General features: G+C 64.6%; 20 protein-coding genes. 15 read left to right on the top strand and 5 right to left on the bottom strand.

What is annotated here, in order from left to right; translation table 11 throughout:
- Window positions 1-21 precede the first annotated feature (21 nt).
- Window positions 22-1,116, bottom strand: a complete 1,095-nt coding sequence (gene aroC, locus KY494_RS00575; protein WP_099667641.1) for a chorismate synthase — start codon at window positions 1,114-1,116, stop codon at window positions 22-24.
- 418 nt (window positions 1,117-1,534) lie between these two features.
- Here aroC and KY494_RS00570 point away from each other — a divergent pair, with 418 nt between their 5' ends.
- The gene (locus KY494_RS00570) at window positions 1,535-3,796 is read left to right on the top strand and encodes a bifunctional diguanylate cyclase/phosphodiesterase (RefSeq protein WP_219136734.1); all 2,262 of its coding nucleotides are present in this window, start codon (window positions 1,535-1,537) and stop codon (window positions 3,794-3,796) included.
- Between the two features lie 67 nt (window positions 3,797-3,863).
- Here the strand turns inward: KY494_RS00570 and KY494_RS00565 are convergent, their stop codons facing one another.
- Both KY494_RS00565 and KY494_RS00560 read right to left on the bottom strand, forming a co-directional pair.
- Window positions 3,864-4,310 (bottom strand): CBS domain-containing protein, encoded by a 447-nt coding sequence (locus KY494_RS00565; protein WP_010398828.1) that lies wholly within the window; start codon window positions 4,308-4,310, stop codon window positions 3,864-3,866.
- A gap of 224 nt (window positions 4,311-4,534) precedes the next feature.
- Window positions 4,535-5,158, bottom strand: coding sequence for a 2OG-Fe(II) oxygenase (locus KY494_RS00560; protein ID WP_219136736.1), 624 nt, complete (start codon window positions 5,156-5,158; stop codon window positions 4,535-4,537).
- A 281-nt stretch (window positions 5,159-5,439) separates the two neighbouring features.
- Between KY494_RS00560 and KY494_RS00555 the strand changes: the two genes are divergently transcribed.
- The 5 genes from KY494_RS00555 to KY494_RS00535 are packed head-to-tail and all read left to right on the top strand — an operon-like array spanning window position 5,440 to window position 11,360.
- Entirely contained in the window at window positions 5,440-6,750 is a 1,311-nt protein-coding gene (locus KY494_RS00555; RefSeq protein ID WP_219889460.1) for an O-acetylhomoserine aminocarboxypropyltransferase, read from the top strand.
- A gap of 1 nt (window position 6,751) precedes the next feature.
- A complete protein-coding gene (locus tag KY494_RS00550; RefSeq protein ID WP_219889459.1) occupies window positions 6,752-7,564 on the top strand; it encodes an alpha/beta fold hydrolase in 813 nt (270 codons plus the stop codon).
- 34 nt (window positions 7,565-7,598) lie between these two features.
- Window positions 7,599-9,005: a PoNe immunity protein domain-containing protein gene (locus KY494_RS00545; RefSeq protein ID WP_219889458.1), complete on the top strand. Its 1,407-nt coding sequence runs from the start codon at window positions 7,599-7,601 to the stop codon at window positions 9,003-9,005.
- Window positions 9,006-9,035: 30 nt separating this feature from the next.
- Window positions 9,036-11,024: a WG repeat-containing protein gene (locus KY494_RS00540; RefSeq protein WP_219889457.1), complete on the top strand. Its 1,989-nt coding sequence runs from the start codon at window positions 9,036-9,038 to the stop codon at window positions 11,022-11,024.
- A 21-nt stretch (window positions 11,025-11,045) separates the two neighbouring features.
- Window positions 11,046-11,360, top strand: a complete 315-nt coding sequence (locus tag KY494_RS00535) for a hypothetical protein (RefSeq protein ID WP_219889456.1) — start codon at window positions 11,046-11,048, stop codon at window positions 11,358-11,360.
- 7 nt (window positions 11,361-11,367) lie between these two features.
- On the opposite strand, the gene KY494_RS00530 is transcribed toward KY494_RS00535, so the two are convergent.
- Window positions 11,368-12,744 (bottom strand): YihY family inner membrane protein, encoded by a 1,377-nt coding sequence (locus KY494_RS00530; RefSeq protein WP_258194569.1) that lies wholly within the window; start codon window positions 12,742-12,744, stop codon window positions 11,368-11,370.
- A gap of 67 nt (window positions 12,745-12,811) precedes the next feature.
- Here KY494_RS00530 and wrbA point away from each other — a divergent pair, with 67 nt between their 5' ends.
- Genes wrbA through KY494_RS00485 form a run of 9 tightly spaced genes read left to right on the top strand, consistent with a single transcriptional unit; the run spans window position 12,812 to window position 22,997 of the window.
- Window positions 12,812-13,420, top strand: coding sequence for an NAD(P)H:quinone oxidoreductase (gene wrbA, locus KY494_RS00525; RefSeq protein ID WP_219891421.1), 609 nt, complete (start codon window positions 12,812-12,814; stop codon window positions 13,418-13,420).
- On the top strand, window positions 13,420-13,830 hold the full coding sequence (locus KY494_RS00520; RefSeq protein WP_219891420.1) for a DUF2069 domain-containing protein: 411 nt from the start codon (window positions 13,420-13,422) through the stop codon (window positions 13,828-13,830). The genes wrbA and KY494_RS00520 overlap by 1 nt, the downstream gene beginning before the upstream one ends.
- Window positions 13,827-15,242, top strand: a complete 1,416-nt coding sequence (locus KY494_RS00515) for an FAD-binding oxidoreductase (RefSeq protein WP_219889455.1) — start codon at window positions 13,827-13,829, stop codon at window positions 15,240-15,242. The genes KY494_RS00520 and KY494_RS00515 overlap by 4 nt, the downstream gene beginning before the upstream one ends.
- Window positions 15,239-15,661 (top strand): DUF4124 domain-containing protein, encoded by a 423-nt coding sequence (locus KY494_RS00510; RefSeq protein WP_219889454.1) that lies wholly within the window; start codon window positions 15,239-15,241, stop codon window positions 15,659-15,661. The genes KY494_RS00515 and KY494_RS00510 overlap by 4 nt, the downstream gene beginning before the upstream one ends.
- Window positions 15,649-18,246, top strand: coding sequence for an FtsX-like permease family protein (locus KY494_RS00505; protein WP_219889453.1), 2,598 nt, complete (start codon window positions 15,649-15,651; stop codon window positions 18,244-18,246). Before KY494_RS00510 ends, KY494_RS00505 begins: the two co-directional genes overlap by 13 nt.
- Window positions 18,246-19,322: a carotenoid 1,2-hydratase gene (locus tag KY494_RS00500; protein ID WP_219889452.1), complete on the top strand. Its 1,077-nt coding sequence runs from the start codon at window positions 18,246-18,248 to the stop codon at window positions 19,320-19,322. The genes KY494_RS00505 and KY494_RS00500 overlap by 1 nt, the downstream gene beginning before the upstream one ends.
- Before the next feature lie 34 nt (window positions 19,323-19,356).
- A complete protein-coding gene (locus KY494_RS00495; RefSeq protein ID WP_219889451.1) occupies window positions 19,357-21,219 on the top strand; it encodes an ABC transporter transmembrane domain-containing protein in 1,863 nt (620 codons plus the stop codon).
- Between the two features lie 2 nt (window positions 21,220-21,221).
- Window positions 21,222-21,896, top strand: a complete 675-nt coding sequence (leuE, locus tag KY494_RS00490; RefSeq protein WP_219889450.1) for a leucine efflux protein LeuE — start codon at window positions 21,222-21,224, stop codon at window positions 21,894-21,896.
- Between the two features lie 9 nt (window positions 21,897-21,905).
- Entirely contained in the window at window positions 21,906-22,997 is a 1,092-nt protein-coding gene (locus KY494_RS00485; RefSeq protein ID WP_219889449.1) for a low specificity L-threonine aldolase, read from the top strand.
- A 134-nt stretch (window positions 22,998-23,131) separates the two neighbouring features.
- Here KY494_RS00485 and KY494_RS00480 read toward each other — a convergent pair whose 3' ends face one another.
- The gene (locus KY494_RS00480; protein ID WP_258194568.1) at window positions 23,132-24,514 is read right to left on the bottom strand and encodes an OmpP1/FadL family transporter; all 1,383 of its coding nucleotides are present in this window, start codon (window positions 24,512-24,514) and stop codon (window positions 23,132-23,134) included.
- Window positions 24,515-24,617 lie beyond the last annotated feature (103 nt).

Genomic DNA, 24,617 nt, shown 5'->3' with positions numbered 1-24,617 from the left:
CGTAATCCGACAACATTCAACTTACTTCAACTTCGGCGTATTCACCGACACATCGCCGCACTGCGCGCGGTGCATCAGCGCGTGGTCGATCAGGACCAGCGCCAGCATGGCTTCGGCGATCGGCGTGGCGCGGATGCCCACGCACGGGTCGTGGCGGCCGAACGTTTCCACCATCACGGGATTGCCCTCTTTGTCGATCGAGCGGCGCGGCGTGCGGATCGACGACGTCGGCTTGATGGCGATCGAGACGCTGATATCCTGCCCCGTCGAGATGCCGCCGAGTACGCCGCCGGCGTTATTGCCGATAAACCCTTCCGGCGTCAGTTCGTCGCCGTGCTCGGAACCCTTTTGCGCCACCGAATCGAAACCGGCGCCGATTTCCACGCCCTTGACGGCATTGATGCCCATCATGGCGTAGGCGATGTCGGCGTCGAGCTTGTCGTAGATGGGCTGGCCCAGTCCCACCGGCACGTTTTGCGCAATCACGTCGATGCGCGCGCCGATGGAATCGCCGTCGCGGCGCAATTGATCCATCGCCTCTTCCATGCGCGCGATCAGGTCCGCGTCGCCGCTGGCGGCAAAGAAGGGGTTCGCATGCACGTGTTCCCAGGATTGAAACGGCACGGGAATATCGCCCAGCTGGCTCATGCAGCCCTTGAAGGTGGTGCCGTACTGCTGCAGCAGCCATTTCTTGGCGATCGCCGCCGCGCCCACCACGGGCGCCGTCAGGCGCGCCGAGGAACGCCCGCCGCCGCGCGGGTCGCGCACGCCGTATTTATGCCAATAGGTGTAATCGGCGTGGCCGGGACGGAAGCTTTCCGCGATATTGCCGTAATCCTTGCTGCGCTGGTCTTCATTGCGGATCAGCAGCGCGATGGGCGTGCCCGTCGTCACGCCCTGGTACACGCCGGAGAGGATTTCCACCGTATCCGATTCCTGGCGCTGCGTCACGTGGCGCGAAGTGCCCGGCTTGCGGCGGTCGAGCTCGGGCTGGATATCGGCTTCCGACAGGATCAATCCCGGAGGACAGCCATCGATCACGCAGCCGATGGCCGGGCCATGCGATTCGCCGAAAGTGGTAACAGTAAACAGCTTGCCAAAAGAATTGCCGGACATAGTAGGAAGTGTGAGGACTGGAAAACTCAATTCTACCAGCCTGCGGGGCAGGCCATGCCGCTAATGCCGCAGCAAGGCCCGATATTCCCGCGCGTTATCCCCATTTTTAAATCCCGTGTTTTTTTTCATACAAAAAACACCAGATATGAGTTGCAATCATGCAATACGAGAAATATTGCTCTACGGAATAGGCTTAAAAAAACATTTTGCTTATTAAATCGCTATATACTTGGATGATGGGCGAGCCTCGACGACACTTGAGTGCTGCTTTTTCGATGCGCCCTGAGTGCATCAGAAATGGCCAGGGCTAGGCGCGCCGCCGAAGACAGTACGCAAGTACGGCGAGGCGGTGCAACAACGCCATGGACATTTCTGATGTGCTCACATCCCGTACTGAGTCATCCTGGAGAAGCTATACATGCCCGCACCGATCATCCCCCTTGACGCCAACAAGGACGATCACGACGACCTGGTATTCCTCGATGAGCAACCAGTGCCGCCGCTGGCCGTCGCACCGCGCAGCGTCTGGCGGGTGATGATCATCGACGACGATGAAGACGTCCACTCCACCACCACTTTCGCCCTGGGCAACCTGGAAATGCAGCATCGCCCGCTGGAATTCGTGCATGCGTATTCGGCCGGCCAGGCACGCGAACTGCTCAAGCATGAAGACGACATCGCCGTCATCCTGCTCGACGTGGTGATGGAACAGGATGACGCGGGCCTGCACCTGGTGCGCTACATCCGCGAAACCCTGAAAATGACGGATGTGCGCATCATTCTGCGCACGGGCCAGCCCGGCTATGCGCCGGAAATCGACGCCATCCGCGATTTCGACATCAACGACTACAAGACCAAGTCCGAACTGACGCGCATCAAGCTGTTTACCACGGTGACGGCCGCCATCCGCTCGTACGAACAGATACGCTCGATCAGCAACAGCCGGCGCGGCCTGGACCAGATCGTCCACGCCAGCACGCAGCTGATGGCGCTGCACGGCGTGCAAAACTTCTCGGCCGGCGTACTGGCGCAGATCGCCGACCTGCTGGACATCCGCGCCGATGGCCTGCTGTGCGTGCAGGACTTGCAGGACAGCGGCGCCAGGGAGCTGCTCGTGTCGGCCTGCACGGGCAGCTTTTCCAGCTTGCCGCACAGCGCCCTGTGCGGCCTGCAAAACCCGCGCGTGATGGCGGCCATCGAGCACACGCTGGCGCAGCGGCGCAATGTCTACGCGCACGACTACGCCACTCTGTACTTCGCGGGCAAGGCCAGCCGCGATGCGGCCGCCTACCTGGTCCTGCCGCGCCCCCTCTCGGCCATCGATGAAAGCCTGCTGGAAGTATTTTGCAGCAACGTCGCCGTGGGCCTGGACAACGTCGAACTGGTATCGCACCTGCACAACGCCGCCTTCTATGACCAATTGTCGAAGCTGCCGAACCGCACGCGCCTGGTGGAAATCCTCGACGCCGCCCTGGCCGGGCCCGCGCGCGACGACGCCACCCTGGCGCTGGTCGACCTCGACCATTTTGCCGAGACCAACGACGCGCTGGGACACCAGTTCGGCGACGCCCTGCTGATCGCCGTGGCGGGCCGATTGCAAACCCAGCTGGGTCCCCAGCTGACGGTGGCGCGCCTGGGCGGCGACATCTTTTGCGTGCTGGGCGACTCGTCGCAAGTCAACCCGAGCAAGATCCTGGCCCTGTTCCAGGCGCCGTTCTGCATCGACGGGCAAGATGTACAGCTGTCCGCCACCCTGGGCCTGGTGCGGCTGGGCGAACATGCGGGCACGGGCGCCGATGCGCTGAAGGATGCCGATATCGCCCTGAAACGGGCAAAAAGCCAGCAGCGCGCCGGGCACTTCTATTTTTCGCGCAGCATGGGCATCGAAATCCGCGAAAGAGTACGCATGATGCACGCGCTGCGCACGGCCTTCAGCCAGGACCAGCTGTTTGTCGTGTACCAGCCGCAGATCGACCTGACCACGCGCCGCCCCGTGGGCGCCGAAGCGCTGCTGCGCTGGCAGACGCCGGACGGCAAGTTCATCTCGCCCGACCGCTTCATCCCCATCGCCGAGTATTCGGGCATCATCATCGACCTCGGTGAATGGGTGCTGCGCACGGCGTGCCGCGAACTGGTGCTGCTGCGCGAGCAGGGCCACCGCAACTTCGTCATGTCCGTCAACGTGTCGCAAGTGCAGTTCCGCCACCCGCTGTTCCTGGAAATGCTGCGCGCCGCGCTGGAAGAGACGCAGGCGCCGCCCGAATTCATCGAGCTGGAAATCACGGAATCGATGGCCATGGAAGAGCCGGACCTGCTGATCAAGATGTTGTGGCAAATCAAGCAGACGGGCGTCAGCATCGCCATCGACGACTTCGGCACGGGCTTCTCGTCGCTGTCGTACCTGCAGCGGCTGCAAGTGGACCGCCTGAAAATCGACCGTGCGTTTGTGACGGAAATCACGGGTTCCGCGCGCGGCAGCAGCATCGCCGAAATGGTCATCCAGCTGGGCCGCAACCTGGGCCTGGCCGTGATCGCCGAAGGGGTGGAAGACGAGCGGCAAGCACAAATCCTGCAAGCGCTGGGCTGCCCCATGGCGCAGGGTTTCCTGTTCGCCCGCCCGATGACGGCCACGGCGCTGGGCACCTGGCTGAACAACGAGGCGCTGCAGGGCGCGGCGTAGGCGCCACTCACATCAAGAATGCAAAACGCCGGCAGTGCCGGCGTTGTTTTTACTGCATTGCGATCGCTTAATCGGTGGTTTCGGCCGGCCAGTCGCGAATATATGCTTTCAGCATCTGGTTTTCAAAGCTTTGCGCCTCGAGCACGGCGCGCGCCACGTCGTAGAAGGAGATGACGCCCAGCAAGGTCTTGGCGTTCATGACGGGCAGGTAGCGCGCGTGCTTTTCCAGCATGATGCGGCGCACTTCATTCACTTCCGTGTCGGGCGTGACGGTGATCGGGTGGTCATCCATGTGCTTGCGCACGGTGCCGCCGCCGATCTGGCCCGCGTTTTCATGCAGCGCGTTGAGCACTTCGCGGAAGGTCAGCATGCCGACCAGGTCGCCAAATTCCATGACCACCAGCGAACCGATGTCTTTTTCAGCCATGGTATTGGCCGCGTCAAGCAGGGGCTGGTCAGGCGTGACCGTGTAGAGGATGTTGCCCTTGACTTGGAGAATTTCAGATACTTTCATATTGGCCGTCCTGTCCGCGTGATTGGTATTTTAGTTATTCTAGCCCTTACTGCGACTGTAGCCTATGCCTGCGGAAAAATCCAGCCTTGCGCGCAATCAAATCGAGGGGGATTGTCGGGCGAGAAAAACGTAGCGAGCGGATGCGCGGCGCGGCCGAGAAGCGCAGCGGTACGCGAGTACCGTGAGCATCGCCGGCCGTGCCCCGCGACGCGCAGTAGTTTTTCTCACGCTCTGCGGCGAAACCAGCCGGCGATGGATAGACGTTCACGCGCCGTCGGCAGCACCTCGTGCAGCATCTCGCCCGACAGAAACATGGCCATGCGCCCTGCTTCGGGCGCGATATCCACGCTGGGGCCGCCATCGGGGTGCAAACGCAGCGCGCCGCCGTGTTCGGGCAGCCAGTCGTCGTTCAGATACAGCACGACGGACACGGTGCGCTTGTCGTCGTCGCGGAAACGGTCCAGATGGGCTCGGTAAAAGGCGCCCGGCGCATACAGGGCGAAATGGCTTTCGTACTCTTCCAGCCCCAGGAACAGCTCGCGGTTGAGGGTCTGGCGCAACGCTTCCATATGCTGCAGATAGCTATCGCAGGCGCTTGAGCGGCCCGCTTCCAGCCATGCGATATGGTCGCCGCGGATATCGGGCTGCAGCAGCGGCGCATGGCCACTGCCCACACCGGCGCCCTTCATCTTGCCGCTCTGCATCGCTTGCACGCATTCGGCGGCCAGTTGGCGGCTGAGTTCAGGGGAAATGAATTGCTCTTGCATCAGCCAGCCTGCGCGGCACAGGCCGTCAACGATAGACGGTCCGGGCACGGCAAGGGCGCCGTCGAACGATATTGCGGGCATAAAGTCTTTCCTGGTGGACATACATGAGAGTGCGCCTGAAGCCCAGGATGTCGTTCGCTTGCAGCTGCTTCCCCGCGGTGCGGCGCACGCGCAATGGTCGAACAACCCGAATATCGCTGATCCGCCATCCTACCACCGCCATGCGGAGGCGGTCACTTTTTTTGACTTCAAGTGACCCGCGCCGCCCGTCAGCACGGCGCCATGCGCCCTGCACGCGAGGCCTTTTACTCAGCGCTAAATCAGGTTACGATCTTGCCACTATAAAACTTGGCGGAGACACCATGAGCGGCCCGAAATACCCCGGTTTCGACACTTTATCCCTGCATGCGGGCGCGGCGCCCGACCCGGCCACGGGCGCGCGCGCCACGCCCATCCATTTCACGTCCTCGTTTGCCTTCAAGAGTTCGGAGCACGCGGCCTCGCTGTTCAACATGGAGCGGGCCGGCCACGTGTACTCGCGCATTTCGAATCCCACCAACGCCGTGCTGGAAGAGCGCATCGCCGCGCTCGAAGGGGGCGTGGCCGGCATCGCCACGGCCAGCGGCCAGGCCGCCATGCACCTTGGTTTATGTACCATCGCCGGCGCCGGCTCGCACATCGTTGCCTCGCGCGCCCTGTACGGCGGTTCGCACAACCTGCTGGCCTATACATTGAAACGCTTCGGTATCGAGACGACCTTCGTCGACCCGCGCGACGTGGATGCCTGGCGCGCCGCCATCCGTCCAAATACGAAAGTGCTGTTCGGTGAAACGCTGGGCAATCCCGGCCTCGACGTGCTGAACATCCCCCAGATTGCCGCGCTGGCGCACGAACACCAGTTGCCGCTGATGCTAGATTCGACGTTCACCACGCCCTACCTGCTGCGCCCCTTCGAGCATGGCGCCGACCTGGTATTCCACTCGGCCACCAAGTTTTTATGCGGCCACGGCACGGCCATCGGCGGCTTGCTGGTCGATGGCGGCACTTTCGACTGGCAGGCGGCGTACGACAAGACGGGCCGCTTTGCCGAACTGTGCGAACCATATGACGGCTTTCACGGCATGGTCTTCGCCGAGGAATCGACGGTGGCGCCGTTCGCCCTGCGCGCGCGGCGCGAAGGCTTGCGCGATTTCGGCGCCGTCATGAGCCCGCACAATGCCTTCGCCATCCTGCAAGGCATCGAAACCCTGGGCTTGCGCATGGACCGCCACGTGGCCAACACGCGCAAAATCATCGACTTTTTGCTGGCCAATCCGGCAGTGGATGCCGTGTCCTACCCCGAACTGCCATCGCACCCCGACTACGCACTGGCCAAGACCCTGCTGCCGAAAGGCGCGGGCGGCGTCTTCACTTTCCGCCTGCGCGGCGACCGCGCGGCGGGCCAGCGCTTCGTCGACAGCCTGAAAATCTTCTCGCACCTGGCCAACGTGGGCGACGCCAAGTCGCTCGTCATCCACCCCGCCTCCACCACGCATTTCCGCGTGCCCGATGAGCAACTGGCGCAGGCGGGCATCACGCAGGGCACCATGCGCCTGTCGGTGGGCCTGGAAGACGCGGACGACTTGATCGAAGACCTGGCCCGTAGCCTGAAACTGTCGCAGAAAGGCGCCTGACATGTTATTCACCATCGACAACACCACGGCCTACTGCTATACGGGCGGCAAACTATACAACCCGGATCAACCCACGGCCGTCTTCATCCACGGCGCGCAGAACGACCATTCCGTGTGGGCCCTGCAAACGCGCTACTTCGCCCACCACGGCTGGAACGTGCTGGCCGTCGACTTGCCGGGCCACGGGCGCAGCCTGGGCGCGGCGAAAACAAGTGTGGAAGAACTGGCGCGCTGGATACTGGCCGTGCTGGACGCGGCCGGCGCGGCCAGGGCCATGCTCGTCGGCCACAGCATGGGCTCATTGATCGCGCTGGAAGCGGCGTCCCTGGCGCCGGAACGCGTCAGCCACCTGGCCATGCTCGGTTCCACCTACCCGATGAAGGTCTCGCCGGCGCTGCTGGAAACGGCGCTCCAGGACGAACAGGCGGCCATCGACATGGTCAATATCTGGTCGCACTCGTCGATCGCGCAAAAGCCGTCGTTTCCCGGCCCCGGCTTCTACGCCATGGGCGGCGCGCGGCGCTTGAAACAGCGCATCGCCGCCCTCAATCCCGCTCACGTGTTTCACACGGATTTTTATGCCTGCAATGCCTACGCGAACGGCGAAATCGCCGCCGCTTCGGTACACTGCCCCACTGTATTCATTTTCGGCGTGCGCGACATGATGACGCCGCCCAAGTCGACCAGGCTGCTGACAGCGGCCATCGCGCACGGCACCGTGGTGCAGGTCGACAGCGGACATGAATTGATGGCCGAGCAACCGGACGCCGTGCTCGACGCGCTGTTTGCATTTGCGCAAAGCACCCCGGCATGACGCCATGCCACGCACACTTTTTCAGGATCGATGAATGATGTTGTTGAATACCCTGCACGATGAACTGACTGGCCGAGGCAGCGGCACGGAAGCGGAGCGGCACGAACGCTATAAATGGCTGGAACAGCTGCGTTTCACTAACCCGCTGGCGGACGAAGGCGGCCCCATGGCCGGCATTCCGTACTACCAATGGTGCCGGCTGCCGCAGGCGCTGGTCGTGGCGGGCCAGCACACGGATCTGCTGGTCGGCACCACGAGCTCCCAGTACCTGGTCTTCGAGGGCCGCCACGCGGCAGCCTTCGCGGCCGAACTGGGCCTGCAATACGACGCCAACAACCGCATCGACCGCCCCGGTGGCCTTGACGAGCTGCTCGATGCCTATGAAGAGCAGGACGACGGCAACTGGACCACCTTGCCGAATGAAGCGCCGGCGCCACCGCTGGCCGGCTGGGACGACGTGTACTTCCGCGTGCGCGACCTGAGCGACGGCAGGACCATCCAGAGCGTGACCACCATCGCCTACGAAAGCAGCCGCTTCCCTGGCTACACCCTGCTGGGCACGACCATGGTGGGCGTCGGCGCCATCGTCCACGACGACGAGACGGCGCAATATATGCAGCAAATCTTCGCCGACTGGGCCATCCAGCGCGATTGCGCGAACGCCTGCCTGCCAGCGCAGGAAGCGTGGCCCCACGCGCCGCGCCAGACGCCACCCGAGACGTTCGGCACTGCGTTCGACTTTGGCCGCAACCTGACTTACCTCGATGCCCTGCTGGCCGCCTACGGGCGCGCGCAGGCGCAGGCGGAAAACGACGGTGGTGACGCCGCCTACTGGGCGTGCGCGGCCGCCAGCACGGCCTACCAGGTCTTCTCGCTGCGCTACACGGCAGGCTTGCCCTTGCCTGACGTGGAAACGGCGCTGGAAGTGGCCGTCGCCGCCAGCGAAACGGCGCGCGCGGCCCTGGCCGCCGCCTACGATGACGATGCCTTGCCCGCCTTTGATTTCGAACAATTGACGGACTATGCGCGCACCCTGCAGTTGCTGGGCGCGACCCTGCTGTTCGGCCGCCACGACCTGGCTGCCCGCCTGGCCGCCCTGCAGACAGCCTTCGATGGCGACGATGGCGTGTATGAGGCACTGCTGTCGACCATTGATCCGCAGCGTCCCGCCGTCGACGAATGGTATTTCGCCGAGCCCTACTCGGCCCTGTTCGAGTGCCTGGACGTGGACGATCGCGCGCAGCAACTGGAACACCTGCGGCACTACCTGGCCAGCTGGCATGGCGCGTTGGTGCGCGAAGACTGGTTCAACGGCCATTTGCGCGCGCACGGCCTGGGCGGCTACTACGGCCTGTGGGCCTTCGAGGCAGCCGCCGTGGCCAAACACCTTGGCCTGGAACGCAGCGCGCTGGCGCATTGGGTCATGCCGCCTACCCCCTGAACACCCCCCTTATTCTTTCAGATAGCATTCATGATCAACACCGCAGCCCTGTTCAGCACCGCCTTCCTGCCCGGCCAGGCCGGCTTCGACACCGAGACGATCACCGGCCTGGCCGAATGGCGGCTGGACGTACCTGCGCTGTTCAAGTTGCTCATCGGCGCAGGCACGCAAGCCGTCGCCTGGCCCATCTACGGCGATGGCGAAGACTGTCCCTGCGTGCTGGCCGCGCCGATGGCGCAGGCGCAGGCCAGCTGGCAAGCCTTGTCCGCGCTGATGGACAAGCCGCGCGACGCGGCCGCCATCGTCGCGCGCGCCGGCATCAGCACCCTGCTGGCGGGCGGCCAGGCGTGGCTGATCCTCGATTGCGTGCAGCTGGTCCGGCACGATATCGACACGCCGGACTACGCCGCCGCGCTCGAGGCCCTGCGCGCCGAAGCGCAAGCCCTGCACCTTGCCCTGCTGCGTGGCGACAGGGAAGCCCTGGCGCCCCTGCTGGCCGCCGGCGCCGCATCGCCGGCCACCGGCTACTGGTCGGCGTCCGCCAGCGCGCAGCTGGCCGAAGTCGAGGAACTCGATGCGCAAGACGTACCGTTCCTGCAAGGCCTGGAAGTGGTGGGATGGGAGGAAGATGCGCTGTGCTATGAGGTAAGCAAGGTCGGACAGCCCGATATCCTGGGCCTGGTCACGCCGTATGGGCGCTGGATCGTGCCGCTGTCGCTGAATGTGACGGCACTGGGGGCGCGCCACGCGGACGACGGCTGGATCACGTTTGCCACGGCGGACGCCCCCGACGCGCACGGCGTGCTGGATTTGAACGGCATGGTGGTGCTGCCGCCCGCGCCCGGCGCCCTGTACGTGATCAGCCCCCACCTGCTGCAGCAGATCGATGCGGACGGCGCCAGCCGCTTGCTGCGCCTGCCCGATGGCGCCCTGCTGATGGACGGCGTGGACCACATCGGCCAGCGCGACGATGGCTATATCGACATCGAGCGCCAGGCGCACGATGACGAGCGCAATGTCTGCGGCGTGCTCGACGCCACCGGCAAGGTGGTGCTACCGACTGCCTACAGCTCCGTGCAGGATTTTGGCACGAAGAAGAAAATCGCCATCGTCAGCCAGCGCATCGATGGCCGCTTCCTGTTTGGCCTGGCGAACAGCCAGGGCGAGCTGCTGGCGCCATGCCAGTACGAAGCCATCGATAGCGCCACCACCTCGTCGCCGCCCAAAGTGCGCAAGAACCTGATCTTCGCCATCGACGCGCAAGGCCTGGCCTGCATGCTGACGCTGGATGGCAAACCGGCCTTCACGCCGCTGTACCCGCCCGCCCATCATTTGCGCGGCGTGGCCGTGCAAAGCGATTTTTTATATGTGGTCAAGGACGGCATGGCCTGGAGCATGGATTTCACTGGCCAGTTGCTGGAACAGTTCGACACCGTGGACAACTTCAAGGCGGCCATCACGGCCCAGTTGAGCGAGGCCATCGGCCTGGGCAAGAAAAAACCCGTCAGGCGGCGCAGCTTTACGCCGTCGCAAATCCTGGCCAAGGCCGACTGCGAGCAGTTGCGCAGCATGGCCGCCCTGCTCTTGCTGGGCGATGCGGACCTGGCCGCGCGCTGCGTGGACATCACTTTGGAAGAGCTGGCGGAGGACGACCCGGAAGAGGAATACGAAGGCGATACGCCCGAGGCGGCGTGCTTCTTCCTGCTCTGGTCCACGGCCGCCGATGCGCTGGGCCACGGCACCACGCTGGACTGGAAAGCCGTCGATGAAGTGCCGCGCATCGGCCAGCATATCGGCCTGCCCGCGCTGCGGGATTTTTCGTGGGCGCAGCGCGAGGATGGCGACGCCATGGCCGAGGGCCTGGCCGCCATCGCCGCCCACCTGGCGCCGCATCAGCTACGCCTGGTCAACCTGCACGGTGGCGAGGATACGTATTATCTGGGCGTCGTGCGCGCGCAGGATGCGGCGGCGTTCAGCAAGGTGGCGCTGCAGGCGGCCTTGCGGCCCGTGCTGCTGTGATTTTTCCAATACAAGGAATCCATGCACGCGAAAAAATTCATCGATGATGTCGTCGCATCCAATGCGTCGCTGCTGGTCTTGTATGCGCAGGGACGCGAGGGACAGACGCAACTTGGCGCCCTGCTCGACGGGCTGGCACTGGACGAGGCCCAGCGCGAACAGGTTCTGGCCTTGATCAAGCTGGCGATCGATGACGCCACGTACCAGCTGGTGTGCGGCATCGAGGGCAGTGCGTCGCTGGGCGACAATCAGCAAGATTACACGCTGCTCGACGAAGATGGCAATACGCTGACGGGCGCGCTCGATGCGCTGCTGTACGACAGGTTGAACACCTGATCGACTGTCAGTTGCAGCGCACTTCCCCGAAATGCTGCGCCAAAGTCAGGCCCAGTCCCTGCTCCACGGCGTTTTCCACCTGCGCCGCCAGCGCGGCCGCTTCTTCCGCCGCCTTGATGTCGCGCTCGTTGGTGGAACCGGCCGGATAGCCGGAGTTCACGCGCATGCCGCCGAAAACGAACAAGCGGTAGACGTCGGCCAGGCTGATGCGGTTGACGTTGCCCAGCAAGACCCAGTGGTCGGAACTGTCGGCCACGCGCTTGCCCCACTGTACGCGCACGGCGCCTTCCACGTTGACTCTGCCCACCCATCCCTGCTGCACCATCTTGTCGAGCAGGGTTTCCATCTCTTCGAAGCCCAGGCGCGTGCTGCGGCGAATTTCGGCCGCGCCCACCAGGGCCGAATCGGCGCAGTGACAGGCCTGGTGCAGCACCTTCAGGATGGCGACGGCGTCGACGAATTCGCTGCCCGGCGCCGCCTCGTACCACCAGCGCTCGTATTTCACGACGGGCAAGGCCGCCACCAGCAAGGCGCCCACCAGGGTGATCATCCAGCTCAGGTAAATCCATACGAGGAACAGCGGCAAGGCGGCCAGCGCGCCATAGATGCGCGAATACGTGGGGAATTCCTGGATGAATTCACCGAAGCCCCGCTTGGCCACCTCGAACGCCAGCGCCGCCAGCAAGCCGCCCCAGGCCGCGTCGCGCCAGTCCACGTCGCGGTTCGGCACGGCGATGTAGAGCAGGGTAAACGCCAGCATGGTCAGGCCGATCGACACCAGCGTATAAAACACGGCGCCGAGGAAAGGCACGGCCCCCACCACGCCGCTGGTGGCCATGAAGAGGCGCGACGTCACCGTCAGCGACACGCCCACCAGCAGCGGCCCCAGGGTGACGATGGCCCAGTAGACGAGCAGGCGCTTGGTCCAGCGGCGCTCCTGGCGCACGCGCCAGATGCGGTTGAAGACGCGCTCGATCAAGCCCATCATGCCCACCGAAGTGACGATCAGGGCACCCGCGCCGATGGCCGACAAACGCGTGGCCTTCGAGGCAAACGTCGTCAGATAATCGAGGATGGTGTTCGATATCCCCTTGGGCATCACGCTTTGCACGAAATAGTCTTCCAGCGCGTGGCGGAAGGTATTAAACAGGGGGAAGGTGGTGAAGATGGCCAGGGCCAGGGTGAGCAGCGGCACCAGCGCGAACACGGTGGCGAACGTCAGGCTGCCGGCCACTTGCGGCAGGCTTTCCTCGCGCACGCGGCGGCGCGCGAACTGCAGCAGGTCGCGCGTTTCGGACCACGTCAGGCCGCGCACGACGGCCAGCCCCATGCTCAGGGCGCGCCACAGATATTGAAAGATCGGGAGTATATATTTTGAAAACATGTGCAAAATCAGAACGGCGCCATGACAGCAGTCGTATCAGGCTGTAAAGCGCCCTATAATACCAATGATGAAGCCAACCAATCTGATTATTCTCGTATTGTTTTATTCACGCCATGGCGCCACGCGCCAGCTGGCCGAGTTGATAGCCCAGGGAGTGGAAAGCGTGCCTGGCTGCGACGCGCGCCTGCGCACCGTGCCCGCCGTCTCGACGGTGGCCGAAGCGACGGCGCCGGAAGTCCCGCCTGATGGCGCTCCTTATGTGGAACTGGAAGACTTGCAGGACTGCGCGGGCCTGGCCCTGGGGTCGCCCACGCGCTTCGGCAACATGGCCGCCGCCATGAAGTACTTCTGGGATGGCACGGCCAGCGACTGGCTGGCCGGCAGCCTGTCCGGCAAGCCCGCCTGCGTGTTCACGTCCACGGGCAGCCTGCACGGCGGCCAGGAATCGACCCTGCTGTCGATGATGATCCCCCTTTTCCACCACGGCATGCTGGTCATGGGCCTGCCCTACACGCATCCCGAACTGATGACGACGTCCACGGGTGGCTCGCCGTATGGCGCCACGCACTGGTCGGGCATCGACGGCGACAAGGCCTTGAGCGACGATGAAAAGCGCCTGGCCATCGCCCTGGGCCGGCGCCTGGCGGAAAACGCCGCGAAACTGGCAGGCGCATGATGCACGGCACACTGCACAAGTATTTTCACTGGGGCGCCATCGCCAGCCTCGTCACCCTGATCGTCTGGTGCCTGCTGTGGGAAACCGTCGTCGCGCCGCTGCAGCCGGGCGGCTCCTGGGTCGTCCTGAAGGCGGCGCCCCTGCTCATTCCCCTGTACGGCGTCATCAAGCGCGACGTGTACACCCTGCAATGGTCGTCGATGGTGATCCTGCTGTATTTTACAGAGGGCGTGGTGCGCGGCTACAGCGACACGAACCCCACCTCGGCCATCATGGCCTGGGGCGAGGCGGCCATCGTCTGCATCTATTTTGCCTGCGCCGTGCTGTATCTGCGCCCGTATAAAAAGGCCGCCAAGCGCATGGCCAAAGAGCTTCTGGAAAAAGTGAATAAAGTGAGCATCAAGAAATGACTGGCCAAACCGATTTCCTCGCCGCCTGCCGCGACCTGGTGGGCGACACCTATGTACTCACCCTGGACGCCGACATGGCGCCCTTCCTCACCGACTGGCGCGACAGGTTTACCGGCAAGGCCCTGGCTGTGCTGCGCCCCGCCACGGTCGACGAAGTGGCCGGCGTGCTGCGCGCGTGCGCGCAATGGCGGATTCCCGTCGTGCCGCAGGGCGGCAATACGGGCCTGGTCCTGGGCAGCATCCCGGACGCTGCCGGCACGGCCGTCGTGCTGTCGCTGGCGCGCCTGAACGGCATCCGCGCACTCGACCCCGTCAACCGCACCATCACGGTGGACGCGGGCTGCATTTTGCAAACCATCCAGGAAGCGGCCAGCGCCGCCGGCTGTCTGTTCCCGTTGTCGCTGGCGGCCGAGGGCAGCTGCACCATCGGGGGGAATTTGGCGACGAACGCGGGCGGCACGGCCGTGCTGCGCTACGGCAATACGCGCGAGCTGTGCCTGGGCCTGGAAGTGGTCACGCCGCAGGGCGAGATCTGGAGCGGCTTGCGCGGCCTGCGCAAGGACAATACCGGCTACGATCTGCGCGACCTGTACATCGGCGCCGAGGGCACCCTGGGGGTCATTACCGGCGCGGTGATGAAACTGTATCCGCAGCCGAAAGCCTGCATCACGGCGCTGGCCGCCATGCCCTCGCCTGCCCACGCCCTGCGTTTATTAAGCCTGATGCAGGACCATTGCGGCGCCAGCCTGACGGGTTTTGAACTGATGTCGCAGTATTGTCTGCAACTGGTGGCGCAGCAGTTCCCCCAGCTGCCGCGTCCTTTCGCCGAGCCGCATGGCCAATATGTGCTGCTCGAACTGTCGAGCAGCCAGTCCGAGGCGCATGCCGTGGAATTGCTCGAAGCGAGCATCGGCGCGGCCCTGGAAGACGAGTTGATCGAGGATGCCGTCGTCGCCAGTTCCGTGGCGCAGTCCGAAGGCCTGTGGCAGCTGCGCGAACACATTCCGCTGGCGCAGGCGCAGGCGGGCAAGAACATCAAGCACGATATCTCGCTGCCCATTTCCCGCATCGCCGACTTCATCGCCGTCACGGACGTGGCCCTGGAAAGCGCTTTCCCCGGCTGCCAGCTCGTGTGCTTCGGCCACCTGGGCGACGGCAACCTGCATTACAACGTGGCGCCGCCAGCCGGCATGACGGATCGCGACTTCCTGGCCAACCAGGACGCCATCAACCGCATCGTGCACGACCAGGTGCACGCTTTTGGTGGTTCGATTTCGGCCGAACACGGCATCGGCGCCCTGAAGAAGGATGACCTGGCCCGCTACAAGTCGCCGCTGGAACTGCAGCTGATGCGCGCCGTGAAGCAGGCGCTGGACCCGCAGAACATCATGAATCCGGGGAAGATATTGTGAAGCCGTCGTATCTCCTGCTCATGGCCTTGCTGACCGGTTCCGCCAGCGCGCAAGACATCTACAAATGCGTGCAGGATGGCCAGACCAGCTACAGCGCCGCGCCCTGCACGGGCGGCCAGCTGCAGATCCTGGAAATCCCCTCGCCCCCGCCTGCCGTCGACAAGGGCGCGGCCACGCGCCAGCAACGGGTGGCCAGCCAACTGGAGGCGGCACGCAAGAAGCAGGAAAATCTGGCAGACCAGGCGCGCGAACGGGCCGCCAGGCAGAAAGAAACACATGACAAGCATTGCGCCCAGCTGCGGCTGGAGCAAAAATGGGCGGCGCAAGACGCCGTCGGCGCGGGCGACAAGAACCGCGACGCGGCGCAACTGAAAGCGCGGCGCGCCGGCGAACGCCTGGCCGTCGAATGCCTGAATTGAGTGCGCCGCTGGCCAGCCCGGCGACGATGCGCCTGCTGTCGCGCTGGCTGCTGCTGGGCGAATGGCGCGCGCATCCCGTGCGCGCCTTCGTCGCCATCCTGGCCATCGCCATCGGCGTGTCGCTGGGCTTTGCCATCCATTTGATCAACGCGGCCGCCTTCAATGAATTTTCCACGGCCGTGAAAAGCCTGTCCGGCCAGGCCGATGTGCAGGTGGCCGGGCGCGAAGCGCTGTTCGATGAAAGCATCTATCCATGGCTGGCGCAGCGCGACGGCGTGGCCATGGCCTCGCCCGTGCTGGACCTGCAAGCCGCAGTGGCCGGCCGCGCCGGCAAGGACGGCGGCCCGCTGCACATCCTGGCGCTCGACGTCTTCCGCGCCGGCTTCATCTCGCCCGACCTGATCGGCGCGCCCGCCGAAGGCCAGCCTTTCGACACACTGGCCGACGACGCCCTCTTTTTATCGCCGGCCGCCTTGCGCTGGCTCGGTGTGGCGCAGGGCGACACGATTGCCCTGCAATCGGGCACGGGCCAGGTGCGGCTGCGCGTGGCCGGTTCGCTGCAGCGCGCGCGCGCCGGCCAGCGCATCGCCGTAATGGATATCGGCGCGGCGCAGTGGCGCTTCAACAAACTGGGCAAGCTGTCGCGCATCGACTTGAAACTGCGCCAGGGCGTCAACCGCGACGCCTTCCAGGCGGATCTCTCTCGCGCACTGGAAGCGCAGTATCCGGGCCGTTTCCAGGTGGGCCAGCCGAATGACGAGAACCAGAATAGCCGCAACAATAACCTCAGCCGCGCCTACCGGGTCAACCTGACGGTGCTGGCCCTGGTGGCCCTGTTTACGGGCGCCTTTTTGGTGTTTTCCACGCAAGCGCTGTCCGTCATCCGCCGCCGCGGCCAGTTCGCGCTGCTGCGCGTGCTGGGCATGGAGCGGGGACAATTGCTGCGCCAGGTGCTGCTCGAAGGCGCCAGCCTGGGCGTGGTCGGCGCTGCCCTGGGCATCGCCGGCGGCTTTGGCCTGGCCGCTGTCGCCCTGCGCTTTTTCGGCGGCGACCTGGGCGCCGGTTATTTCGCGGGCGTGCAGCCGCAGGTGCAATTCACGCCCGTCGCCGCCTTCGTGTATTTTGCGCTCGGCCTCGGCGTGGCCTTGCTGGGCTGCGCCGCGCCCGCGCTGGAAGCGGCGCGCGCGGCCCCCGCCATCGCCCTGAAATCGGGCAGCGAGGAAGTCGTGACGACACGCCTGGCGAAAACCTGGCCCGCGCTGGCTTGTTTGCTGCTGGCCGGCGCATTGACCCTGCTGCCGCCCGTGTTCGAGCTGCCCCTGTTCGGCTATCTGTCCATCGCGCTGCTGCTGATCGGCGCCATCGCCCTGATGCCGCAACTGGCGGCCGTGGTCTTCCGCTTGCTGCAGCGCGCCTGGCTGCGCACGGACGCGAGCCAACACGCGCCCGTGCGCAGCCTGACCCTGTCCCGCCTGGCGAACGCCTCGGGCCAGGCCGGCATCGCGCTCGGTGGCGTGCTGTCGAGCTTTAGCCTGATGGTGGCGATGGCCATCATGGTGTCGAGTTTCCGCGTCTCCGTCGACGACTGGCTGCTGCAGATCTTGCCGGCCGACGTGTATACGCGCACGACCGCCAGCGGCGGCACGGCAGGCCTGAACCCGCGCGAACAAGCCGCCATCACCGCCCTGCCCGGCGTGGCCAGGGTGGATTTCCAGCGCCTGCGCTCGCTGTCGCTGGCGCCCGACCGCCCGAACGTGATGCTGCTGGCGCGCCCCGTCAACCTGGCCGATCCGGGCAAGAGCATGGTGCTGGTGGGCGAGACATTAGCCGTGCCCGATGGCGCGAAACCCGTGTGGCTGTCCGAGGCGGCGGCCGACCTGTACAACGTCAAGCCTGGGCAGCAGATAGCGCTGCCGCTGGCGGGCGGCTTGCACCAGTTCTTTGTCGCCGGCATCTGGCGCGACTATGCGCGCTCTTCCGGCGCCATCCAGATGCCGCTGGGCGACTACCGCGCGCTGACCGGTGACATGGATGTCAGCGACGCGGCCCTGTGGCTGGCCAAGGACGCCACGGGCGAGCAACTGCAGCAGCGCCTGAAGGCGCTACCGTTTGGCGCCAGCCTGGAAGTGTCGAACCCCTCGGCCATCCGCGCTTTGAGCCTGCAAATCTTCGACCGCAGCTTCGCCGTCACGTATTTATTGGAAGCGATCGCCATCGTCATCGGCCTGTTCGGCGTGGCCGCCACGTTTTCCGCGCAAACCCTGGCGCGCGCGCGTGAATTCGGCATGCTGCGCCACGTGGGCGTGACGCGCGGCCAGATCTTGTCCATCCTGGCGCTGGAAGGCGGCGCGCTGACGGCGCTGGGCATCGCCACCGGTTTTGTTCTGGGCCTGTTGATCAGCTTTGTGCTGGTCTTCATCGTCAACCCGCAATCGTTCCACTGGACCATGCAACTGCACCTGCCCTGGCCCCTGATCGCCAGCGTGGCCGCCGCCCTGTTGACGGCGGCCGCCCTCACTGCCCTTATCGCGGGGCGCCAGGCGCTGTCCGCTGGCCCCATCCGCGCCGTCAGGGAGGACTGGTAATGCGCCGTTTGACTTGTTTATTATTGTTCTGCAGCGCCGCCGCCATCGCCGCGCCGCCCGCCTTCGCCCCCGTCACACCGCTGCCGGCCGGCCAGACCCTGCGACTGCCGCACGATTTCGGCGCCCATCCCGCGTATAAAACGGAATGGTGGTACGCCACGGGATGGGTCAAGACCGCCGGCGGCGAACAACTGGGCTACCAGGTGACCTTCTTTCGCAGCGCCACGGCCGCCGATGCAGACAACCCCAGCGCCTTCGCGCCGAAGCAGCTGATCATCGGCCATGCGGCCCTGTCCGACCCGAAGGTGGGCAAGCTGCTGCATGACGAAAAAAGCGCGCGCGAGGGTTTCGGCCTGGCTTACGCCAAGGTGGGCGACACGGACGTCAAACTCGACGACTGGCGCATGCGGCGGCAAGCGGACGGCACTTACCAGGTCAGCCTGGCCGCGCGCGATTTTAATTTGCAGCTGGTCCTGACGCCCACGCAGGCCGTGCTGCTGCAGGGCGTTGGCGGCTACTCGCGCAAGGGCGCGCGGCCCGCGCAATCGAGCTACTACTACAGCGAGCCGCAGCTGCGTACCACGGGCACCATCACCCGCGCAGGCGGCAAGCCGGAAACCGTGACGGGCGCCACCTGGCTCGATCACGAGTGGTCGAGCCAGGTGCTCGATGCGGACGCCAGCGGCTGGAACTGGATAGGCGCCAACCTCGCTGACGGCGGCGCGCTGATGGCCTTCCAGATCCGCAGCAAGACAGGTGCTAAACTATGGGCGCACGCGACATGGCGCGATGCGTCCGGCAAGATGACGCAGTTCGCGCCCGGCGAGGTCGATTTCACGCCCACGCAGCTGTGGCGCTCGCCCCGCACGCAGGCCGAATACCCGGTCGCCACCGAGATCCGCACTGGCTCCACGCGCTGGCAAATCAAGCCGCTGCAAGCCGACCAGGAACTCGATTCGCGCCGTTCGACAGGCGCCGTGTACTGGGAAGGCGCCGTGACGGTGGAGCGCGATGGCCAGCCCGTGGGGCGCGCCTACCTGGAAATGACGGGCTATGTCCAGCCGATGAAGTTGTAAGCACTACCGTATATGTAAATCAAAGCGAAAAACAATGACAACCAGCATAGAAACAGGCAGCACGAGTACCACCGCAACCACACCGTCCCCCGACACCGGCACCAGCCGCGAACTGAAGAAAGGCAGCCTGGCCGCCTTCAAGGGTTTGATGCCCTTTTTGACGCCGTACCGCAAGCAGTTCTTCCTGGCCGGTATCGCGCTGGTGGTGGCCGCCGCCTCGACCCTGGCCATCCCCGCCGCGTTCAAGCAGATGATCGACCTGGGCTTCGGCGGCGCGGCCGGCTCGAAAAGCATCCAGCATGTCGACCTGGTCTTCCTCGCCCTGTTCGGCGTGGCGTCCATCCTGGCGCTGGCCACGGCGGCGCGCTTTTATACGGTGTCGTGGCTGGGCGAGCGCGTCACGGCCGACATCCGCAGCGCCGTGTACCGCCACGTCGTCACGCAAAGCCCCGCCTTCTTTGAAACCACGCAGACGGGCGAAGTCCTGTCGCGCATCACCACCGACACGACCCTGATCCAGGCCGTGGTTGGCACCAGCATCTCGATGGCGCTGCGCAACGTGCTGCTGTTCCTCGGTGGCCTGGTGATGCTGTTCGTCACCAGCGCCAAGCTGGCCGGCATCATCATCGGCCTCTTGATTCTCGTCGTCGTGCCCATCATCGTGTTTGGCCGTCGCGTGCGCAAGCTGTCGCGCGATTCGCAGGACCGCATCGCCGACGCCTCGGCCATGGCCGGCGAAATCCTCAACGCCATGCCCACCGTGCAGGCATTTACGCACGAAAAAATCGAATCGAAACGCTTTGGCGACTCCGTCGAAGGCGCCTTCATGACGGCCATGCGCCGCATCCGCGCCCGCGCCCTGCTGACGATGATCGCGATTCTGCTGGTCTTCGGCACCATCGTCTTCGTCCTGTGGCTGGGCGCGCGCGCCGTGCTGGAAGGCTCGATGACGGGCGGCGATCTGGGCCAGTTTATCCTGTACGCATCCATCGTGGCCGGCGCCATCGGCGCCTTGTCTGAAGTGATGGGCGAAGCGCAGCGCGCCGCCGGCGCCACCGAGCGCCTGCTGGAATTGATGGCCGTCAAATCGGAAATCGAGTCGCCTGTCACGCCACTGCCGCTGCCCGCGCGCGCCGCGAACGGCGCTTCGCTGTCGCTGGACGACGTCATGTTTTCGTATCCGTCGCGCCCGGACACCCACGCGCTCGACCACGTCAGCCTCGATATCCGCGCCGGCGAAACAGTCGCCGTCGTGGGTCCGTCCGGCGCCGGCAAGACCACGCTGTTCCAGCTGTTTTTACGTTTTTATGACCCGCAAAGCGGCAGCATCCGCCTCGACGGCGTGGACATCAAGCAGCTCGACCTGCACACCCTGCGCGACGCCATCGGCATCGTGCCGCAAGATACCGTGATCTTCTCGGCCGACGCCATGGAAAACATCCGCTACGGCCGCGCCGGCGCCAGCGACGAGGAAGTGATCGCGGCCGCGAAAATGGCGGCCGCCCACGAATTCATCGAGCGCCTGCCGAACGGCTACAAATCCTTCCTCGGCGAACGGGGCGTGCGCCTGTCCGGCGGCCAGCGCCAGCGCATCGCCATCGCCCGCGCCCTGCTGAAAAACCCGCCGCTGCTGCTGCTCGATGAAGCGACCAGCGCGCTGGACGCGGAATCGGAACGCCTGGTGCAAAAAGCGCTGGAAGCGGCCATGGTGGGGCGCACCACGGTCATCATCGCGCACCGCCTGGCCACCGTGCAGCGGGCCGACCGCATCATCGTCATGGAAGACGGCAAGATCGTCGAGACGGGCACGCACGCCTCATTGGTTGCGCTCGGGGGCATTTATGCCAATCTGGCGGCCCTGCAATTCCATCACGTACAGCTCAATCCAGCGGAATAATCATGAACGCACTTTTCCACGCCAATCTGGGCATCACCGATTTCTGGACCTTTTTACTGGGGACCATCTTCATCGTCATCCTGCCCGGCCCCAATTCCATGTACGTGCTGTCGGTGGCCGCGCAGCGCGGCGTGCGGCCCGCCTACCAGGGCGCCTTCGGCATCTTCGCGGGCGACCTGATTTTGATGGTGCTGTCGGCCTGCGGCGTGGCCTCCCTGCTGAAGGCCAGCCCGGCCCTGTTCTATGTCGTGAAATACATCGGCGCGGCCTACCTGGGCTGGATCGGCCTGCAGATGCTGATAGGTTGCTGGCGCAAGCTGCGCGCGCCCGCACCGGCTGAAGGCGAAGCGGCTGCCGTACTTGCCCCCGTCAAGGAAAGCGACCCGTTCCGCAAGGCCCTGATCATCAGCCTGATGAACCCGAAAGCCATTTTGTTCTTCATCTCGTTTTTCATCCAGTTCGTCGACCCGGTCTTCCCGAATCCCGTGCTGTCCTTCATCGGCCTGGGCCTGATCTGCCAGGTAATCAGCTTCAGCTATCTGACGGCCATCATCTTTGTCGGCGTGCGCCTGGCCGAGACTTTCCGCCGTCGCCGCCGCCTGTCGGCCGGCATGGGCGGCGGCGTGGGCGCCATGTTCATCGGCTTCGGCGCGAAACTGGCCACGGCCACCCTGTAAGGAACTACCGTGAACGAGCTTGAGCTGCGCCAGCGCTGCCACACCGTCCTGCCGGGCCACCGGCAGCCCACGCCAGCGGCCACTTTCGCCGCCATGGCCGCCTGGTGCGAGGCCAACGACGTTGCGCACGATACCTATGGCGAAGGCGCGCTGATCGAACGGTTCGAAAACAAGGTCGCCAGCCTGCTGGGATTCGAGGCGGCCGTGTTCTGCATCACGGGCACCATGACGCAGGTGACGGCCCTGCGCCTGGCTTGCCAGGACCGGGGTTCGCGCCTGGTGGCGCTGCATCCCACGTCGCACATCCTGCGCCACGAGCGTGGCAACCATGCATTGCTCGATCACTTCAAGGGTTTGATGATCGGCGACCCGCAGCGTCCGTGGACGGTGGACGACTTGCGTGCCGTGCCCGATGCGCTGGGCGCCGTCCAGGTCGAACTGCCGATGCGCGAAATCGGCGGCCAGTGCCCGTCCTGGGATGAGTTGAACGACATCAAGCGGCACTGCCGCGAACACAATATCCACCTGCACATGGACGGCGCGCGCCTGTGGGAAGCGCAAGCGGGTTTTGGCCAGCCGCTGCCCGCCATCTGCGACGGCTTCGATTCCGTGTATGTCTCGCTGTACAAGGGCATCGGCGGCCTCGGTGGCGCCATGCTGGCCGGCAGCCGCGGCTTTGTCGAACGGGCGCGCGCGTGGTTCCACCGCCAGGGCGGCAACATCGTGCACCGCACTCCCTACGTGGTGGCCGCCGCCATGCAGTTCGACGCGCGCCTCGCCGCCATGCCCCGCTATTTCGAACGCACGCAGTGGCTGTACGCCCTGCTGCGCGACTTTCCGAACATCGCCGTCAACCCCGCCCAGCCGCAGGCCAACATGCTGCACCTGCACTTGCCCGTCTCGCGCGAGCGCGCCCTCGCCATCCGCAACCAGGTGGCGCAAGACCACGGCATCTGGCTGTTTGCCCGCGCCAGCCATGCCGCCCTGCCCGGGCACAGCGTGGTGGAATGGTATGTGGGGGATCAGTTGCTGGAACTGCCCGACGACAGCGTGCGGCTGGCATTGACCTTGCTGGACCAGGCCATGCGCGCCAGGACCTGAGCAGCGCAGGTCGGGTAGGTCGGGTTAGCGCGCAGCGCGTAACCCGACAACCTCCGAAAACCCATGCACCAAAAAAAAGCGCCCGAAGGCGCTTTTTTCCTTTCATGGCGGCCGGGTCGGCCGCCACTACCTGCTTAGAACTTGTAGTTGTAAGCGAGACCGATCAACTGCATGCGGGTCTTGAACAGGCCCTTGGTGGTTTCACCGTTGCCGGTGCAACCCTTTTTAACCGGCGAGCAGTCGTTTGTGTAATTGACGTCAGCATCCTTGAAGTCGATATAGCTGTAGGCCAGGTCGATCGAGGAATTGGCGTTCAGCTTCCAGTTCGCGCCGACCGAATACTGCATGCGGTCGCTGTCCGGCAAGGCCGGGTGGCGCAGTTCCGCGCTGGGTACCGGTGCCTGGTCGTGGGCGATACCGGCGCGCAACAGCAGGTTTTCACTGTACTTGTAGTTGGTACCCAGCGAGACGCGGTAAGTGTCTTTCCAGTTCTGGCGAATGCGCTCGGCGCCTTCGGCCGTCGGCGGGAACTGGATGTCCAGGTTCTGCAGACGCGAAGTGCGGGTCCATGTGACGTCGCCCATCAAGGCCCAACGATCATCCATCTGGTGGAAGGCGTTGATCGATACGGTTTCCGGCGTGCGCAGTTCGACCAGCGCCTTGGAATTGACCTTGCCCGATGCACCGCTGATGAAGCCATTCACAGCCGCATTGTTCGACACTTGCGAGAAGTCCCAGATCGTGTCGCCTTTCAGCTTGTGCGAAATCGACGAACGGTAGGAAATACCGAAGCGCGTGCCCTCATTCATCTGGTACAGATAGCCCAAGTTGAAGCCGAAACCCCAGTCGTTGCCATCCATCGAGGCGTGGCCATCCTTGGCGCCCTGCAGTGCAATGCCGGCCGCATTCGCGGCAGCCAGGCCTTGCGCCTTAGCTACACTCGCCAGGAAAGCCCCCGAGATGACCGGATTCGCGCTCAGGGCCTTGACCGTACCCGGCACGTCCACCGCCTGGCCCAGTTCCGCCTTCATGTATTCGGCCGTGATACCGAAACCGAACGAGTGGTGCTGGTCCAGCTTGAACGAAACGGAAGGATTCAGGGCGATGGCTTCGAGCTTGATGTTGGTGATCGCATAGCGGCCGCTCCAGCTGTTGCCGTAATCGAGCTTGGCGCCGTAGGGCACGAACAGGCCCATGCCGACGGTCCATTGCTCATCGATTTTTTTGCTGGCATACACGGCTGGCGCAAAGACCGCATTCGGCACGTAGTCCTTGGTCGTGCCGCCCGTGGGCTTGCCCGTGAAATTGAAGGATCCCTTGTCCTGGAACGTCGAATGCGGTACCACCAGGGTGCCGCCGCCCACGAACTGCGTGCCCTCCAGGCGCGACAGGCCGGCCGGGTTGTAGAAAATGGTCGAAGAGTCGGCCGCTTCGGCGCCGCTGGCATCGGCCGTACCCTGGGCGGAAACGCTTTGCGAACCGAAACGGTAGCCCGATGCCTGGGCGGTGGAAGCCAAGCCGGCGCATGCGACAGCGATGAGGAGGGGCAGATATTTATGTTTCAAGTTAGTCTCTCTTTATTATATGAAGTGTCTTCGTCACATGGTCTCGGGTAGCTCA

This window comes from Janthinobacterium sp. PAMC25594 (assembly GCF_019443505.1).
Taxonomy (GTDB): domain Bacteria; phylum Pseudomonadota; class Gammaproteobacteria; order Burkholderiales; family Burkholderiaceae_D; genus Janthinobacterium.
The sequence above is the reverse complement of the archived record's forward strand: the minus strand, read 5'-3'. Positions and strand labels throughout refer to the sequence as shown.